Source organism: Klebsiella quasivariicola, from assembly GCF_002269255.1.
GTDB lineage: Bacteria > Pseudomonadota > Gammaproteobacteria > Enterobacterales > Enterobacteriaceae > Klebsiella > Klebsiella quasivariicola.
In genome coordinates this window covers 2,564,069-2,580,964 of sequence record NZ_CP022823.1, presented here as the reverse complement: position 1 = coordinate 2,580,964, position 16,896 = coordinate 2,564,069, and the positions used below count along the sequence as shown (strand labels likewise).

At 58.7% G+C, this 16,896-nt stretch carries 16 protein-coding genes and 1 pseudogene; 8 read left to right on the top strand and 9 right to left on the bottom strand.

The window, feature by feature from the left end:
- The first annotated feature begins 350 nt into the window (after window positions 1-350).
- Window positions 351-473 (top strand): small membrane protein, encoded by a 123-nt coding sequence (locus B8P98_RS12885; RefSeq protein ID WP_042929916.1) that lies wholly within the window; start codon window positions 351-353, stop codon window positions 471-473.
- A gap of 334 nt (window positions 474-807) precedes the next feature.
- Here the strand turns inward: B8P98_RS12885 and patD are convergent, their stop codons facing one another.
- The 6 genes from patD to B8P98_RS12855 form a co-directional block, all read right to left on the bottom strand.
- Window positions 808-2,235: an aminobutyraldehyde dehydrogenase gene (gene patD, locus B8P98_RS12880; RefSeq protein WP_025710783.1), complete on the bottom strand. Its 1,428-nt coding sequence runs from the start codon at window positions 2,233-2,235 to the stop codon at window positions 808-810.
- 22 nt (window positions 2,236-2,257) lie between these two features.
- Complete coding sequence (locus B8P98_RS12875; RefSeq protein WP_095033098.1) at window positions 2,258-3,064, bottom strand: ABC transporter permease; 807 nt, start codon at window positions 3,062-3,064, stop codon at window positions 2,258-2,260.
- Window positions 3,054-3,983: an ABC transporter permease gene (locus tag B8P98_RS12870; protein ID WP_025710785.1), complete on the bottom strand. Its 930-nt coding sequence runs from the start codon at window positions 3,981-3,983 to the stop codon at window positions 3,054-3,056. Before B8P98_RS12870 ends, B8P98_RS12875 begins: the two co-directional genes overlap by 11 nt.
- Before the next feature lies 1 nt (window position 3,984).
- On the bottom strand, window positions 3,985-4,998 hold the full coding sequence (locus tag B8P98_RS12865) for an ABC transporter ATP-binding protein (protein WP_025710786.1): 1,014 nt from the start codon (window positions 4,996-4,998) through the stop codon (window positions 3,985-3,987).
- A gap of 16 nt (window positions 4,999-5,014) precedes the next feature.
- Window positions 5,015-6,160, bottom strand: coding sequence for a putative ABC transporter substrate-binding protein YdcS (gene ydcS, locus B8P98_RS12860; protein ID WP_025710787.1), 1,146 nt, complete (start codon window positions 6,158-6,160; stop codon window positions 5,015-5,017).
- A gap of 305 nt (window positions 6,161-6,465) precedes the next feature.
- A complete protein-coding gene (locus B8P98_RS12855) occupies window positions 6,466-7,878 on the bottom strand; it encodes an aminotransferase-like domain-containing protein (protein ID WP_095033097.1) in 1,413 nt (470 codons plus the stop codon).
- Window positions 7,879-8,408: 530 nt separating this feature from the next.
- On the opposite strand from B8P98_RS12855, the gene B8P98_RS12850 reads away from it, so the two are divergent.
- The 5 genes from B8P98_RS12850 to B8P98_RS12830 all read left to right on the top strand — a co-directional run bounded on the left by B8P98_RS12850 (window position 8,409) and on the right by B8P98_RS12830 (window position 11,808).
- Window positions 8,409-9,806, top strand: coding sequence for a cytochrome ubiquinol oxidase subunit I (locus B8P98_RS12850; protein ID WP_080896783.1), 1,398 nt, complete (start codon window positions 8,409-8,411; stop codon window positions 9,804-9,806).
- Window positions 9,806-10,816, top strand: coding sequence for a cytochrome d ubiquinol oxidase subunit II (cydB, locus tag B8P98_RS12845; RefSeq protein WP_095033096.1), 1,011 nt, complete (start codon window positions 9,806-9,808; stop codon window positions 10,814-10,816). Before B8P98_RS12850 ends, cydB begins: the two co-directional genes overlap by 1 nt.
- Entirely contained in the window at window positions 10,816-10,941 is a 126-nt protein-coding gene (locus tag B8P98_RS12840; RefSeq protein ID WP_048271748.1) for a DUF2474 domain-containing protein, read from the top strand. The genes cydB and B8P98_RS12840 overlap by 1 nt, the downstream gene beginning before the upstream one ends.
- Window positions 10,942-11,036: 95 nt before the next feature.
- On the top strand, window positions 11,037-11,423 hold the full coding sequence (locus tag B8P98_RS12835) for a hypothetical protein (RefSeq protein ID WP_095033095.1): 387 nt from the start codon (window positions 11,037-11,039) through the stop codon (window positions 11,421-11,423).
- A 151-nt stretch (window positions 11,424-11,574) separates the two neighbouring features.
- Complete coding sequence (locus B8P98_RS12830; RefSeq protein ID WP_080896780.1) at window positions 11,575-11,808, top strand: DUF2554 family protein; 234 nt, start codon at window positions 11,575-11,577, stop codon at window positions 11,806-11,808.
- A 7-nt stretch (window positions 11,809-11,815) separates the two neighbouring features.
- On the opposite strand, the gene B8P98_RS12825 is transcribed toward B8P98_RS12830, so the two are convergent.
- Complete coding sequence (locus tag B8P98_RS12825) at window positions 11,816-13,777, bottom strand: peptidase U32 family protein (protein WP_095033094.1); 1,962 nt, start codon at window positions 13,775-13,777, stop codon at window positions 11,816-11,818.
- 32 nt (window positions 13,778-13,809) lie between these two features.
- Between B8P98_RS12825 and B8P98_RS30915 the strand changes: the two are divergent.
- Window positions 13,810-13,977: pseudogene (locus B8P98_RS30915) on the top strand (hypothetical protein).
- 10 nt (window positions 13,978-13,987) lie between these two features.
- Here the strand turns inward: B8P98_RS30915 and B8P98_RS12820 are convergent.
- Window positions 13,988-14,557 (bottom strand): helix-turn-helix domain-containing protein, encoded by a 570-nt coding sequence (locus tag B8P98_RS12820; RefSeq protein ID WP_025710794.1) that lies wholly within the window; start codon window positions 14,555-14,557, stop codon window positions 13,988-13,990.
- Between the two features lie 182 nt (window positions 14,558-14,739).
- Here B8P98_RS12820 and B8P98_RS12815 point away from each other — a divergent pair, with 182 nt between their 5' ends.
- Window positions 14,740-15,906: a benzoate/H(+) symporter BenE family transporter gene (locus tag B8P98_RS12815; RefSeq protein ID WP_095033093.1), complete on the top strand. Its 1,167-nt coding sequence runs from the start codon at window positions 14,740-14,742 to the stop codon at window positions 15,904-15,906.
- On the opposite strand, the gene B8P98_RS12810 is transcribed toward B8P98_RS12815, so the two are convergent.
- Entirely contained in the window at window positions 15,883-16,752 is an 870-nt protein-coding gene (locus B8P98_RS12810) for an AraC family transcriptional regulator (RefSeq protein WP_025710796.1), read from the bottom strand. The two genes, B8P98_RS12815 and B8P98_RS12810, sit on opposite strands and share 24 nt — an antisense overlap.
- Window positions 16,753-16,896 lie beyond the last annotated feature (144 nt).

Here is a 16,896-nt window from a genome sequence, read left to right as displayed (position 1 = left end):
ACCGCTAATATAAAAACCTTATTATTAATCCCGAAATAGATTTCGGCAACCCACGACCGGCGACAACCGACAATTAAAATATCCCGACGCTTATGTCGACCGCGAGGTAATGGCGCCCGAAAAGTTGACTAATGGTGCGATTATTCCCCCGCCCGGCAGATCCTTAACCGGAGAAAGGCTAGATTCAAGCCGTTGTAACATAAACCCTTCACGCTTTTTTGCGGCAAATATGCGCGACAGAAGGCGCTAAATGACAATAAATATCATTTGCCTTGCCCTGAGATAATACTTACATTCATAACTATTGGTAATGTTTTTGCGCTACGGCGCTTGATAAATTCGAGGTGGATATGTCCGGAATCATCACGCTGGTCATCGCGCTGATCCTGCTGATCGCGGCGGTGTATAATCTTATTTCCTATATACGGGATCGGCGCAGCGCCAGCTTGCCGAGTAAAAAAAACCGGCACTGAAAGGCAACGATGTGATGCCGCTCTGCTCCATCGAGGCCTCAGCCCTTCTACCGCAACTACGGATACAAAAAAGCCCCTGCCAGCAGGCAGGGGCCGATATTTGTTCGCGAATAGCGATGTTCCCGCCCCACCCGCCGGGCGCTGTGCGCCCAGGGTGATTGGCGGTCCCCATCCGGCGCTTATCTCCGGCACTCACGATGGCTTAGCTCTTGAAGGGGCATAAGAATAATCTCATATCCCCGGCATTGAGTTTTGACCTTTCTTGCCATTGTGACTATTAGCGAACTAACACACCCGTGGCGAAATAATCGCCTGGCGCTTAACCGGCAACACGTTAGCCATGCTTCACCATCACGTGGCGAACCACGGTGTAATCTTCCAGGCCATACATCGACATGTCCTTGCCGTAGCCCGACAGCTTCTGACCACCGTGCGGCATTTCGCTCACCAGCGTAAAGTGGGTATTGACCCAGGTGCAGCCGTACTGCAGCCTGGCGCTAAGACGATGGGCGCGACCGACATCTTTCGTCCATACCGAGGAGGCCAGACCATACTGAGAGTCATTCGCCCAGCTCAGGGCCTGCGCTTCATCGCTGAAAGGCGTCACGCTAACCACCGGGCCAAACACTTCCCGCTGGACAATAGCGTCCTCCTGCCGGGCGCCAGCGAGGAGCGTCGGCTGGAAGTAATAACCCGCGCCGTCAGCCCGACTGCCGCCGGTGACCACTTTAATATGCGGCTGCGCCCTGGCGGCTTCTACCGCCGCGCTGACGCGTTCGAGATGGGCCAGCGAACTGAGCGGCCCCAGCTCGGTAGCGGCGTCCTCCGGCGCGCCCATTTTCAGGCTGGCCACCGCCGCGCCCAGCTTCTCCACCAGCTGCTCATAAATGCCCTGCTGGGCGTAGATCCGGCAGGCGGCTGTGCAGTCCTGACCAGCGTTGTAAAAACCGAAAGTCCGTACCCCGTCGACCACCGCATCAATATCCGCGTCGTCAAAGACGATGACCGGCGCCTTCCCCCCCAGCTCCATGTGGGTACGTTTAATCGACGAGGCGGTATGGCCGATAATATGGGCTCCGGTGGCAATCGATCCGGTCAGGGAAACCATCCGCACTTTCGCGTGGGCGGTCAGCGGATCGCCCACCGTTTTGCCGCGGCCAAACAGCACGTTGATCACCCCCTCCGGGAAAATATCTTTTGCCAGCTCTGCCAGCTTCAGCGCCGTCAGCGGGGTGATTTCTGAAGGTTTGATCACCACACAGTTGCCCGCCGCCAGCGCCGGGGCCAGCTTCCAGGCCGCCATCATTAGCGGGTAGTTCCACGGGGCAATGGAAGCCACCACGCCCACCGGATCACGGCGAATCATTGAGGTATGTCCTTCCAGATACTCTCCGGCAGCCATTCCCGGCAGGCAGCGGGCGGCGCCGGCGAAGAAGCGGAAGACATCCGCAATGGCCGGCAGCTCATCGTTGATCACGCAGTGCAGCGGCTTGCCGCAGTTCAGCGACTCCAGCTGCGCCAGGGTCTCCGCCTGCGCCACGATGACATCCGCCAGCTTCAGTAAACATTCCGAACGCGTTTTCGGCGTTGTCTGGCTCCAGGCTTCAAATGCCCGATCCGCCGCCTCAACGGCGGCATCGACCTGGGCCGCTGTCGCTTCGGCAATCTCCAGGATCACATCGCCGGTTGCAGGGTTGTATACCGGCACCTTTTCGCCTTCACCTGCCACTAACTTACCGTTTATCAATAGGTTGTGTTGCATAGCATTATCCTGTTTCATGGTTTTATTTCCCGTTTCCGGCGTCGTTATCGCCGTCGCGGGTGAGCCACCAGGCCCCTAAGATTGGTATGGTTGTTACCAGCATCACCAACAGCGCGACAACGTTGGTGACGGGCACATCGCGCGGCCGCCCCAGCTGATTCAGTAGCCACAGCGGCAAGGTGCGTTCATGCCCCGCGGTAAACGTGGTGACGATAATTTCATCAAATGACAGGGCGAATGCCAGCATTCCCCCCGCCAGCAGCGCCGACCCCAGGTTGGGCAACACCACGTAGCGAAAGGTCTGCCAGCCGGTCGCCCCCAGGTCCATCGAGGCTTCTACCAGGCTCCACGACGTCCGGCGGAAGCGGGCGATGACGTTGTTAAACACCACCACCACGCAGAAGGTCGCGTGCCCCACTACAATGGTCAGTAGCCCAGGCTCGAGACCGACGGCTTTAAACGCCGTCAGGAGCGCCAGGCCGGTAATGATCCCCGGCAGGGCAATGGGTAATAACAGCAGTAGCGATACCGCATTCTTGCCAAAAAAAGTGCTGCGCCACAGGGCACCTGCAGCCAGCGTGCCAAGGACTAAGGCAATAGCAGTCGACAGGGCGGCAATTTTAAGTGACAACGTCACGGACTCGAGGATATCGCTGCGCCCTGCGACCTCGCTAAACCAGCGTAGCGTCAGCCCCTGCGGCGGAAAGCTGAAGGCCGCATCCTCGGTATTAAAAGCATAGATGGCGATGATCAGCAGCGGAAAGTGGAGGAACACCACGCCCCCCCAGGTCGCCAGTTGCAGATACCAGGGTGCGCGATCAGAGTGCATCGAAGGCTCCCAGACGTTTCACGAACGCCAGATAGAGGGCAATTAATACGATAGGTACCAGGGTGAACGCCGCCGCCATCGGCATGTTGCCGATCGCCCCCTGCTGCGAATAAACCATATTGCCAATGAAGTACCCCGGCGGGCCGACCAGCTGCGGTACGATAAAGTCGCCCAGGGTCAGGGAAAAGGTGAAGATTGACCCGGCGGCAATGCCGGGAATGGCCAGCGGCAGCACCACATGGCGGAAGGTCTGCCGTGGCGTCGCGCCAAGATCGGCCGAAGCCTGCAGCAACGACCCCGGAATGCGCTCCAGCGCCGCCTGTACCGGCAGGATCATAAACGGCAGCCAGATGTAGACGAACACCAGAAAGCGTCCAAGACCGGAGGTGGACAAGGTGTTACCGCCAACCGCCGGAACGCTCAACAGCGCGTTCAGAGCCCCTTCCAGACCCAGATGGCCGAGGAACCACTGCGCCACGCCATCTTTCGCCAGCAGCAGCACCCACGCGTAGGCTTTGACGATATAGCTGGCCCACATCGGCAGCATCACCGCGATATAAAAGAAAGCCTTCATTTTGCCGCTGGTGTAACGCGCCATATACCAGGCCATCGGCAGCGCCAGAATGGCGCTGGCGAGAGTGACACACAGCGCCATCACCAGGGTACGCACAATAATGTCGTAGTTGGCGGGGTTGAACAGCGCCCGCAGATTCGCCAGCGTGAAGTCACTGGTCACCGACATGGTGAAGTCGTCAAAAGTATAAATGCTCTGCCACAGCAGGGTCAGCAGCGATCCCAGATAGACGATGCCAAACCACATCAGCGGCCCGATCAGCAGTAAAAACAGGCCCAGCGCCGGCCGGCGCCAGAACATCCCCGATACGCGTCCGCTCTGCGCAGGAATCAACGCCATGGTCATCTCAGCCTCCGCTTTCCAGCGGGGTCATCGCCGACCGCGCCCAGGAAGCCAGTACCGTTTGTCCGGTTCGCGGTACGCTGGCCGCCGCAGCACCATCAATATTGGCCTGGCTGACCAGCAGTTTGTCGCCATCCGCCAGACGGAGCTCGATCCGCGTCGCCGCCCCCTGATACTGCACCGCCTGCACCACGCCTTGCACCTCCACCTCGCCGCCGCTCTGCAGGCGAACATGCTCCGGACGCAGCGACCAGCTGCCCGGCATACCGCACAATCGCCTGGCCGCCTCGGCTTCAAAGACGTTGGCGGTGCCGACAAAGCCAGCGACAAAGGCGGTCTTCGGGTGCAGATAGAGCGCCTGCGGGGCGTCGACCTGCTCGATACGCCCGTTGTTAAACACCGCCACGCGGTCCGACATCGACAGCGCTTCGCTCTGGTCGTGAGTAACAAAAATGAAGGTGATCCCCAGCGATTGCTGCAGCTTTTTCAGCTCCACCTGCATCTGCTCGCGCAGCTTTAAATCCAGGGCGCCCAGCGGCTCGTCGAGTAGCAACACCCGCGGCTGGTTCACCAGTGCTCTGGCAATAGCGACCCGCTGCCGCTGGCCGCCGGAAAGCTGCGAAGGTTTACGCTGATGGGCAAAGCCGAGGGCCACTTTTTCCAGCGCCTCCTGGGCGCGGGCATAGCGCGCTTTCTTCGCCATCCCTTTGACCATCAGACCATAGGCGACGTTGTCGAGGATCGACATATGGGGAAACAGCGCGTAGTCCTGGAACACGGTATTCACATCCCGTTGCCAGGGCGGCAGCTCACTGGCCGGCTGACCAAAAATACGGATAGTGCCGCCAGAGAGCTGTTCGAATCCGGCGATCAGCCGCAGACAGGTGGTTTTTCCCGAGCCGGAGGGACCCAGCATCGAGAAAAATTCGCCGTCGCGGATGCCAATGCTGACCCCATCCACCGCCCGCACATCGCCGTACAGACGCGATACATTCTGAAACTCGACCGCGTACGTCATTGTCTGCCTCCCGTCCTTAGCGGCCGCCCATTATCGCAATATAGTCCTGAGTCCAGCGGCTATAGGGAACGTATTTCCCGCCTTCGGCGACCGGTGTTTTCCAGAAATGGATGCGGGTAAACTGGTCATAGCCGTTGGTTTCACAGCCTTTTTCCCCGAGCAGCGCGCTGGCTTTACAGCCCTCAGGCACTACCGGGAGCGAGCCGAACCAGGCTGCCACGTCGCCCTGCACCTTCGGCGTGAGCGACCAGTTCATCCATTTATAGGCGCAGACCGGGTGCTTTGCTTCGCTGTGCAGCATGGTGGTGTCCGCCCAGCCGGTCACCCCCTCCTTCGGAAACACGGTGGCGACCGGCTGGCCTTCCGCCTTCAGGCCGTTGGCCTGATAGGGCCATGAGCTGGAAGCCGCCACGCCTTCGTTTTTAAAGTCGTTCATCTGCACGGTGGCATCGTGCCAGTAGCGATGGATCAGCGGCTGTTGATCGCGTAAGACTTTCAGCACTGCGTTGTACTGGGTTTCGGTCAGTTGATAGGGGTCGTTAATCCCCAGCTGCGGCTGGGTGGCTTTGACAAACAGCGCGGCGTCGGCAATATAAATTGGGCCATCATAGGCCTGCACCCGCCCCTGGTTGGTTTTACCGTCCGGCAGGTCCTGCTTAACGAACACCACGCGCCAGCTGTCCGGCGGCGTCGGGAATACGCGGGTGTTATACATCAGCAGGTTTGGCCCCCACTGATAGGGTGTGCCGTACGCTTTACCGCCGACGTTAAACCACGCTCCCTTCGCAATGCGTGGGTCAAGAGTGCCCCAGCCCGCGATCAGCGCCGTATTGATCGGCTGTACGCGTTTGCCCATGATCAGGCGCAGCGAGGCATCCCCTGACGCGGTCACCAGATCGTAACCGCCCTTGGCCATCAGGCTGACCATTTCGTCAGAGGTGGCAGCGGTTTTGACATTGACCTGACAGCCGGTCTCTTTTTCAAACTGGGTGACCCAGTCGTACTGCTTGTCGGTCTGGCCGCGTTCGATATACCCCGGCCAGGCAATAATATCGAGACGCCCTTCTGGTTTATCCAGCGACGTGAGCGGCTCGGCAGCCTGAACGGTCAAACAGGCCATACTCAGCACATAAAGGCTGCAACGGGCAAATTTTTTGCTCATCAGGTGTTACTCCTGTCACAAAGGAATTAGCGGCAGCCGTGCCGTAAAAATATCTCCTGAAATAAGGGTAGTCAGCAGTTTAACGCCCCCGGGGGAATTTATGCAGGTTGTGACCCGGGACGCATTACGCAAAAATCGCCAACACAAAAATGACTTTATGGATTATAGACAACGAGTTAGACAAAAAGGAGGGGTATGCATATTTCCTATGGTGGGCGCCGGTAAAATAATGACCGGCTTCGATTAAAAGTCACCTGCGTTTATTTTTTGCCAGCGTTTATTGTGCGCCAAAATAGCCTGACGGGTCAGGAAAGCTGCTCACGAATAAGCTCCCCCAGCCGTTTAACCCCCTGTTCTTCACGTTCCCCCCAGCCCCAGGCGGTATTAAAACGGAAAAAAGAGGTCCAGCTGGCGGTGGTGGAAAACATTTTTCCCGGCGCGATACTGATATGCGATGCCAGCGCCCGGGCGCTGAGCGCGCTGGCGTCGGCGCCTTCCGGTAGCTCGATCCACAGAAAATACCCGCTGTCGCTATGGTGGATGGTCACCTCCGGCGGCAGATGGCGCAGCAGCGCCTGCCAGGCCAGCTGTTTACGCTCCGCCAGCTGGCGACGTAGACGACGCAGATGGGCGTCATAGCGCTTGGTGGACAGGTAATCCACCAGGGCTAACTGCATCGGCGAGCTGGTGGAGAGCGTGCTCATCAGCTGCAGCTGCTGGATCCGTCGCGCCTGTTTACCGGCTGCCACCCAGCCGATGCGAAATCCGGGTACCAGACATTTGGAGAACGAGCTGCAGTGCAGCGTCATGTCGTTATGGTCCCAATACTTCGCCGGTAACGGTTTCTCACGGCCAAAATAGAGTTCGCTATAAACATCATCTTCAATAAGCGTGACGTTATAGCGCGCCAGCAGCGCCACCAGTTGCGCTTTTTTCGCCGCGCTGAGGGTGAACCCGAGCGGATTCTGACTGTTGGTCATCAGCCAACAGGCCTTGACCGGGTAGTTTTCCAGAGCGGCTTCCAGCGCCGTCAGGTCAATGCCTTCCTTAACGTCAGTCGCCACCGACAGCGCTTTCAGACGCAGTCTTTCCAGCGCCTGCAGGGCACCGTAGAAACAGGGGTTTTCCACCACCACCCAGTCTCCCGGCTCGGTTACCGCCTGCAGGCTGAGGTTAAGCGCCTCCAGCGCTCCGGCGGTGATGACGATCTCGTCCGGCGAGACGTTCATTCCCTGCAGGGCATACCGGCGGGCAATGGCGTGCCGGAGCTCCGCATTGCCCGGCGGCAGGTTCTCAATGACGCTCATGGCGGTGGCGGTTTTACTCACCTGCGCCAGCGAGCGGTTGAGCTGCTGCAGCGGGAAGAGGCGCGGATCCGGAAAGGCTGAGGCAAAGGGCAACATCGACGCCTGGCGGCTGGCCTGTAGGACTTCAAAGATATAGGTATTGATATCAACGGCTTCATCGCGGGTCACCTGGGCAGGCGGCGCCGGCTGCCGGAGCTTTACCGGCTGGGGGGCGACATAATAACCCGACTGTGGACGGGCGACGATGCGCCCCTGGCTTTCCAGCAGTTGATAGGCATGGCTGACGGTCATAAAGCTCATGCCGCTGCTGACCACCTGCTCGCGCAGCGACGGCAGCCGATCGCCAGGCAACCAGACGCCAAGCGCGATCTGTTCGGTCAGCTGCTGCGCCAGCTGTTGATACTTTTTCATTGCGGCCGTTCCCGTACGATAACCTCCCTTTATCATATATCAGTTAATAAAAAATAATAGGTTTTGATAACTGTTATGCCTGCGAAGGCGTCCATGATGCCCCTGTCCTCCGGACCAGAGGCGTTTAAAATATCATCACCCAACATAGCGTGATTAAAACAAACCAGAAAATCAGCATGGCACCAAGCGTAATACACAAACTCTGTAATCCTTTTTCAGACATTGGCATTCCCTTATTTCATTATCCGGTTAATACAGTACGAAGAGTCTAATGACTGGACAATTTAATATTTTTTAATTCACTATTAACTGGCTCATCCTTTTTACTGATTCTCATATTAATGAATGATAATAAATCAGGCCGAAGAGGGTCATACCCCGTCAAAAGATATCCGGGCACAGACATGTCCGGACGGTCAAAAACATAACAGTGGCCAACTGTTATCGTAAAAAATGGCCGGACTGTTTCTGCCCCCTCACTCCCACGCTGCCTAAAATTGCGCTGAATCAATTTTGTTGTGGAGTCCTGCATGTTCGGTCTTGATGCATTCCATCTGGCGCGAGTTCAATTCGCCTTTACGGTCTCGTTTCACATTATTTTCCCCGCCATTACCATCGGACTGGCCAGCTATCTGGCGGTGCTCGAAGGCTTATGGCTAAAAACAAAAAATCCTGTCTGGCGCTCGCTGTACCACTTCTGGTCAAAAATCTTCGCCGTCAACTTCGGCATGGGGGTGGTTTCCGGGCTGGTGATGGCCTATCAGTTCGGCACCAACTGGAGCGGTTTCTCTCAGTTCGCGGGCAGCATTACCGGCCCCCTGCTGACCTATGAAGTCCTGACAGCGTTCTTTCTGGAAGCAGGCTTTCTCGGAGTGATGCTCTTCGGCTGGAACCGCGTGGGGCCGGGGCTGCACTTTTTCGCCACCTGCATGGTGGCGCTGGGCACCATCATCTCGACCTTCTGGATCCTCGCCTCTAACAGCTGGATGCAGACCCCGCAAGGGTTTGAGATCGTCGATGGCCAGGTGGTGCCCGTCGACTGGCTGGCGGTGATCTTTAACCCGTCATTCCCCTACCGCTTACTGCATATGACAGTGGCGGCGTTTCTCAGTAGCGCGCTGTTTGTCGGCGCCTCGGCGGCCTGGCATCTGCTGCGCGGCAATCAGTCGCCGGCGATCCGTAAGATGTTCTCTATGGCGCTCTGGATGACGCTGCTGGTTGCCCCCGTCCAGGCGCTGATCGGCGATATGCATGGTCTGAATACCCTGAAACACCAGCCGGCGAAAATAGCCGCCATTGAGGGCCACTGGGAAAACCCGCCGGGCGAGCCAACGCCGTTGCTGCTGTTTGGCTGGCCTGATATGGAGCAGGAGCGCACCCGCTACGGGCTTGAGATCCCGGCCCTGGGCAGCCTGATCCTCACCCACAGCCTTGATAAACAGGTGCCGGCGTTGAAAGAGTTCGCTCCTGAGGATCGCCCGAACGCTACCGTGGTGTTCTGGTCGTTTCGCCTGATGGCCGGTCTTGGCATGCTGATGCTCCTGCTCGGCGTACTGGCCCTGTGGCTGCGTCGCGGCGGCCGACTGTACCATTCACGGCCATTTCTGCGCTTTGCGCTGTGGATGGGCCCTTCAGGACTGATTGCTATTCTCGCTGGCTGGGTGACCACCGAAGTGGGCCGTCAGCCATGGGTGGTGTATGGCGTTCAGCGCACCGCTGATGCCGTTTCCGCCCATGGCGATCTGCACATGTCGGTGAGTTTGTTGACCTTTATCGTGGTGTACAGCGCGGTGTTCGGCGTCGGCTACAGCTATATGCTGCGCCTGATCCGTAAAGGGCCGCAGGAGATGCACCCGGCGACATCCGGAACCCCTGCCCGCCCGCTGTCCGCCGCCACTGAAGGCTATCTGCAGAAGGAGTCCCGCTAATGGGTATCGAATTATCGGTGATTTGGTTTGTGATTATCGTCTTTGCCACGCTGATGTACATCGTCATGGACGGCTTTGACCTGGGTATCGGCCTGCTGTTCGGCACGGTGCGGGGCGGTGAGGATCGCGACATCATGGTTAACAGCGTCGCCCCGGTATGGGATGGCAATGAGACCTGGCTGGTGCTCGGCGGCGCCGGACTGTTTGGCGCCTTTCCCCTCGCCTACGCGGTGATCATCGACGCCCTGTCGATCCCCCTGACCCTAATGCTGATCGGCCTGATTTTTCGCGGCGTCGCTTTTGAGTTTCGCTTCCAGGCCACGCCGTCGCACCGACCGTTCTGGGATCGCGCCTTTTTTGGCGGCTCCCTGCTGGCGACCTTCAGCCAGGGCGTGGTGGTCGGAGCGGTGATCAACGGTTTTACCGTCAGCGGTCGCGCCTTCAGCGGCGGCATGTTTGACTGGCTGACCCCGTTCACCCTGTTTTGCGGACTGGGGCTGTGTGTAGCCTATGCGCTGCTGGGCGCGACCTGGCTGGTGATGAAAAGTGAAGGCGCGCTGCAACTGCGGATGCGCGAAGCGGCGCGCTGGCTACTGGTCGCCCTGCTGGCGGTGTTTGCCGTCATCAGCCTCTGGACGCCACTGGCGCACCCGGCCATTGCCGACCGCTGGTTCAGCCTGCCGAATCTCTATTTCCTGCTGCCGGTGCCGCTGCTGGTGATCCTCATCAGCGGCTGGCTGTGGCGCACGCTGCATCAGCGCGACCGCCATGTTTCGCCCTTCACGCTGACGCTGGGCCTGGTCTTTCTCGGCTTTAGCGGACTGGGGATCAGCATCTGGCCGCATATTATCCCGCCGGCCATCACGCTTTGGCAGGCTGCCGCACCCCCGCAAAGCCAGGGCTTTATGCTGGTGGGCGCACTGCTGATTATTCCGGTGATCCTGGGCTACACCTGCTGGAGCTATTACGTGTTCCGCGGCAAAGTTCAGCCCGGGGAGGGATATCACTGATGCATACTGCCTGGCCTAAACGTCTGCTGTGGCTGATCGCGATCTGGGGAGGCAGCGTACTGACGCTGGCCGCCATCAGCCTGCTGTTTCGCCTGCTGATGACCGCCGCAGGGCTAAAAGTCTGAGTGGGATGCAGAGAAGTCCGAAAAGGGATTTCTCCATCTTATCTTCACTTTTGCCTGATGAAATACGGCGATACATCAGAAGAAAGGATATTGCTATGAAGAAGTTAGCTTTACTGTCCGCCGTGATGACGCTGGGAATATCGTCATGGGCTTTCGCTGCCGACAACCCGCCGCCGCCAGAAAAAGGCGCGCAGCATCAGGGTAAACCGCCGGCGAAAAACGGCCAACACGATGGTAAGCAAGCGCAACACAACGGCAAACAGCCGCAGCATGATGGCAAACAGCCGCAGCATGATGGCAAACAGCCGCAGCATGACGGCAAACAGCCGCAGCATGACGGCAAACAGCCGCAGCATGACGGCAAGCAGCCGCAGCGTGACGGCAAGCAGCCGCAGCATGACGGCAAACAGCCGCAGCATGACGGCAAGCAGCCGCCAAAAGGCGGCGATCACAGCGGGAAACCACTGCCGCCAAAAGCGTAATCCCTCAGGCCTGGCCTTCCGCGCCAGGCTTTTTTTTCACCGTCCTTCAGCCACCGCTGACAAACTCTTGCCCTTCTTTGAGAAGCCGAGAAAAAAACCTGCACAGCGCCTGGCATAGTAAGCCCACGCCATTGATTCGCAGAGAAAAGGTATGTTGAGGAGAAGCATGAGCGCGCTGCTGTTGCTGTGTGCGCTTTTTTCAGGACATCTGCTGGCTCGCCGCCAGGGACACGATTACTTTCCGGTGCAAAGCCTCGAACAGCAGCTGCTGCACGAGGCGGATAGCGATGAGCTGCGCAGCCGGTGTGAAGAGGTTGCTGCCGAACTGCGCGAGCATCACCGCTGGCAGGACGCCCACAGGCCGCGGGCGCCCCTAAGCCAGTAGCGTCGAATCAGGCGCCTTTGCGCTTCGGCAGGGTTTTCAGCAGCTCGTCCGGACTGACGGAAGCCACAATGCTCCCCGGGTGCGGCATTTTGAGGATATGATTTTTAATCTTGCCCACCACGTGCATTTCGCACGGCCGGCAGTCAAATTTCAGGGTCAGCACTTCATCGCCATGAATCAGCTGCATCGGCGTCGCTTTCCAGCTCTTGATGGAGCCTTTGGCCTGTTTCGGACAGAGATTAAAGGCAAATCGCAGGCAATGTTTGGTGATCATCACCGGCACATCGCCCTTCTCTTCGTGCGCCTCATAGGCCGCGTCAATAAGCTGCACGCCATAGCGCTGGTAAAACGCCCGCGCCTTATGGTTATAGACGTTGGCGAGGAAGGAGAGATGCGTCTCCGGATAGACCGGCGGCGGCACAGAGACCGGCTTGCGGGTACCGCGCTGCCAGGCGTTGAGGCGGGCTTCATCCAGCATCTCCGCCGTTTCCCGGCGCAGCTGGTTGAGCAGGCTGTTGGGAACAAACAGCGGCGGCAGATTAACCTGCACGTCGCGCGCGTAGTAGATGGTTTGCCCCAGTTTGGTGACACCGTCACGCAGATTGGCCAGCGCCTTTTCCGCCTGGTTGGCTTCGGCAAACTCTCCGTCGAGTGTATGGGTCACGCTGATGCCATCTTCGCAGGTCATGGTTAACACCAGCTGTTCCTGCCAGCCGCTCAGCGTTATGTCCACAGCAATACGGCGTTCGCTGGAGGTTTTCAGCAGCGCCTGCTGCCAGTTATGATCGAGATTGCGGTTCAGCGCCTGATGCGGACGCACTTTATGCAGATCCGTCGGCATCTCGTTCGGCCACACCCGATAGCGATTTTCGCCGGTTTTTTCCACCGTATTGGCGCGAAAGCCCACCACTTCACGCTTAATCATCACGTTGAGACCGTCGCCGTTAGTTAACGGTTCGCTGACCTCAACGTCGAGATGGTCTTTACCCACCTTCAGCACTTCGCCCACCGGCAGGCCGATAAATTTTGGCGAATCAAACGCGCCGATATCACCTTTGCGGGCATTAACAAAGTAGTCGGTACTGCCGCGGTGGAAGGTTTTATCGGTGGACGGAATAAAGAAGTGCTCGGTGCGTCCGGCCGAGGCGCGCGCCAGGTCGCCACGATCGTCGATAATAGCATCCAGCATCTGCCGATAGTGGGCTGTGATGTTTTTCACGTAGCTCATGTCTTTGTAACGACCTTCAATTTTGAAGGAGCGAACGCCAGCATCGATCAGCGCTGCCAGGTTGGCGGTCTGGTCGTTGTCTTTCATCGACAGGAGGTGTTTTTCATAGGCTACCACTCGCCCCTGATCGTCCTTCAGGGTATACGGCAGGCGGCAGGCCTGCGAGCAGTCGCCACGGTTGGCGCTGCGCCCGGTCTGGGCGTGTGAAATGTAGCACTGGCCGGAATAAGCCACGCACAAGGCGCCATGGATAAAAAATTCGATAGTGGCGTCAGTATGATCGTAAATGGCTTTGATCTGACTAAGGTTCAGTTCGCGCGCCAGCACGATCTGGCTGAAACCCGCGTCAGAAAGAAATTTCGCTTTTTCCACGCTGCGAATATCGCACTGGGTGCTGGCATGCAGCTCAATCGGCGGCAGATCCAGCTCCATAATCCCCATATCCTGCACAATCAGCGCGTCAACGCCTGCTTCATAGAGATCGGTAATCAGCCGCTGCGCCGGCGCCAGCTCATCGTCATGCAGAATGGTGTTCAGCGTCACAAAGACCTTCGCGCCATAGCGATGGGCAAAAGGCACCAGCCCGGCGATATCGCTCAGACTGTTGCTGGCATTATGCCGGGCGCCAAAGCCGGGTCCACCGATGTAAACGGCATCGGCGCCGTGGAGGATCGCTTCGCGAGCGATACCGACGTCGCGAGCAGGACTAAGAAGTTCAAGACGATGATTGTGCAGGCGCATACGCGTGTTGTTATCCAGTATAAGGGGTCGAAATGGCGGCTATTGTAGTCAGAACCGGGCGCGGACGAAAACCTTTTCCGCCCTGGTGAAACAACGAATTTTCACTTTTCAGCAAAGTATTGAAGGAAAAGATATTTCCCTCAATTCACGCCGCGGAGTACGGTGGTCACGTATTCCGGATTTTCCTCGTCACGTTGTGAGTGGTTATCATCAGTCATCTTGTCTGGCCGCGGGCTCGCCCGCGGTTTTTTCTTTTGGATAATGGATAAGAGAATGGAAATGCGCCACCTGAACGTCGCGGTTGCGATACGCATGGGCCGCATCGCCGGCGAAGCGCCGTCCCTCTCCTGCCTGCAGTGAATGCCACTCCCCCTGTACACAGAGATCCAGAGTGCCGCTAATCACCACTACATGTTCAATCACCCCTTTTTCATGCGGCGTCGATTCGCTCAGCGCCCCGGGGGCGAGCGTTATTGAGAAATGGTCAAAGCGCAGCTCCGGGTCCCATGGAAAAACCGGGGTCACCACCATCGCCTGCTGCTGCGGATCAAACGCGGCGGGCGCAGCGCTGGCGTCAGGCACGATAAACGCCGAAAACGGCACGTTCAGCCCGGTGGCAATCTTCCACAGCGTTGCCACCGTCGGGCTCGATTCATTACGCTCAATCTGCCCGAGCATGGCTTTCGACACGCCAGTCTCTTCCGCCAGACGGGACAGACTCCAGCCGCGCTGCTGGCGCAGGGTTTTAAGCGTTGCCGCCAGATGTTGCGCAATATTCATTCTACCTCCTGATTAAGCTGACCAAAGTATACCCGCATTGGCCTGATTCTTCAGGGTATTTAGCGGCGTCACCGGCCGTTGCGGCCATCATTACTTGCCGGATATCCGGAGAATCTCTCTGCTTGTGCGCTATAGCGCACAATGCTAGAGTAACTGGACGTTATAACGCACAAGGGATTACTATGCGCCCCTTTACTGTTCCGCTTCCTACCCTGTTTGCCGGCTTCGTCGCCGTGCTGGTGGGTTACGCCAGCTCCGCTGCCATCATCTGGCAGGCCGCCGCCGCGGCCGGCGCTACGCCCGGACAAATCGCCAGCTGGATGACGGCGCTGGGTCTCGCCATGGGGATCAGCACCCTCGTCCTGACCGGCTGGCGTAAAGTTCCGGTGCTCACCGCCTGGTCAACGCCGGGCGCAGCGCTGCTGGTCAGCGGCCTGCAGGGCGTTACCCTTGCTGAAGCCGTCGGGGTGTTTATCTTCGCTAACGCGCTGATCGTCCTCTGCGGCGTGACTGGCCTGTTTGCCCGGCTGATGAAGGTCATTCCCCATTCGCTTGCCGCGGCGATGCTGGCCGGCATTCTGCTGCGGTTTGGTTTGCAGGCCTTCGCCGGCTTGCAGGATCATCTGCTGCTGTGCGGCGGCATGCTCGCCGCCTGGCTTCTCTGTAAAGCACTATGGCCCCGCTTCGCGGTGGTGGCCGCGCTGGTCGTCGGGGCGCTGATCGCGGCGGCATCCGGGGACGTCGCCAGCGCCGCCGTGCCGCTGACGTGGGTGGCACCGGAATGGATCGCCCCGCAGTTTACGCCATCGCTGCTGCTCAGCGTCGGCCTACCGTTTTTCCTCGTCACCATGGCCTCACAGAACGCTCCCGGGTTCGCCACCCTGCAGGCAGCGGGCTACACCGTGCCGGTGTCGACGCTGATCGTCGCCTGCGGCGGGCTGGCATTATTGCTGGCCCCTTTCGGGGTCTATTCCATCTGTATCGCGGCCATCACTGCCGCCATTTGCCAGAGCCCGGAAGCGCACCCGGATCCAAACCAGCGCTGGCTGGCGGCAATGGCGGCGGGCGTTTTTTATCTGCTGGCCGGGCTTTTCGGCGGGTCGATCACTGCCCTGATGTCAGCCCTGCCGACGGCGTGGATCCAGATGCTGGCGGGACTGGCGCTGCTCGGCACCATCGGCGGCAGCCTGTTTCAGGCGGTGCATCAGGCCAGTGAACGCGACGCGGCGGTGCTGACCTTTCTGGTAACCGCCAGCGGCGTGTCGCTGGCGGGAATTGGCTCGGCCTTCTGGGGCGTGGTGCTGGGAGGGGTGAGCTACGGCGTGTTATCCGCGCTGCGCCGCTCGTAGCTGGGAGGGCGTCAGGCCGGTGGCGGCTTTGACCCGGTGGCTGAAATGGCTGGCGGAGCTGAACCCGCACGCGAACGCAATCTCGGTTAACGGCAGCGTGCTATGGCAGATCAGGTGTTGCGCCTTCGCCATTCGCTGCTGCATCACGTACTGATGCGGGGCCATATTCAGCGACTGACGGAACATTCGCGCAAAATGAAACTCACTCAGTCCCGCCTGCTGCGCCAGGTCGGCCAGGGTCAACGGCTGATCGAGATGGGCGTCGATCCAGGCCAGCACGTGACGCTTTACGCCCGGCGCCAGCCCCCCGGTGACCGACGGCAGACGCCACTGTACGGTGGAATAGCGCTGAATCAAATGGGTAAGCAGTAAGCTGCTGGCGGCGCTGAGGATCAGCTGGTTCGCCGGCTGACGCCAGTCGTTAGCCAGCAAAAACTGACGATATACCGCGGTGATTTTATCATCGCTGGCGAAGGTCTTTTCCTGCAGGGTGAAGGTCGCCGGGCTGCGGTCCCACACTTCCTCGCCGACGCGACGCAGGTGCTCATCGGTACAGTAGAGATGCACAAACGACAGATCGCCGCGGATATCCCAGACGCTCTCATCGCCTTTCGGCATCAGACAAAAACGGTCCGGGCCGCCGCCATTTTTCCAGCCGTGCGGGGTTTTTTGATAGCTTTCGTAGCCATCGGCCACGTACAGACTCAACGTATGATGATCGCTGCGGACCGTTATGGTATCACAATGGTTATACCAGGCGGCCAGTTGAATACCGGAATTCAGCTCCACGGTTCCCTTCAGCACCGCGTTCTGTCGCCGTAATGTTTCAAACGTCCCGTAACTCATCGCCTTCACGCATTTATCTGTAAAAAACCTAGTCTAGGGAGACTGTGGCGCGGTTTCCAGTCTTCCGCATACCTTTATGACAAATAAGCGCAAGAATTTGCAAGCCGACAACAAACTGGTGAAAGCCGCGGATGGCGACAGGCA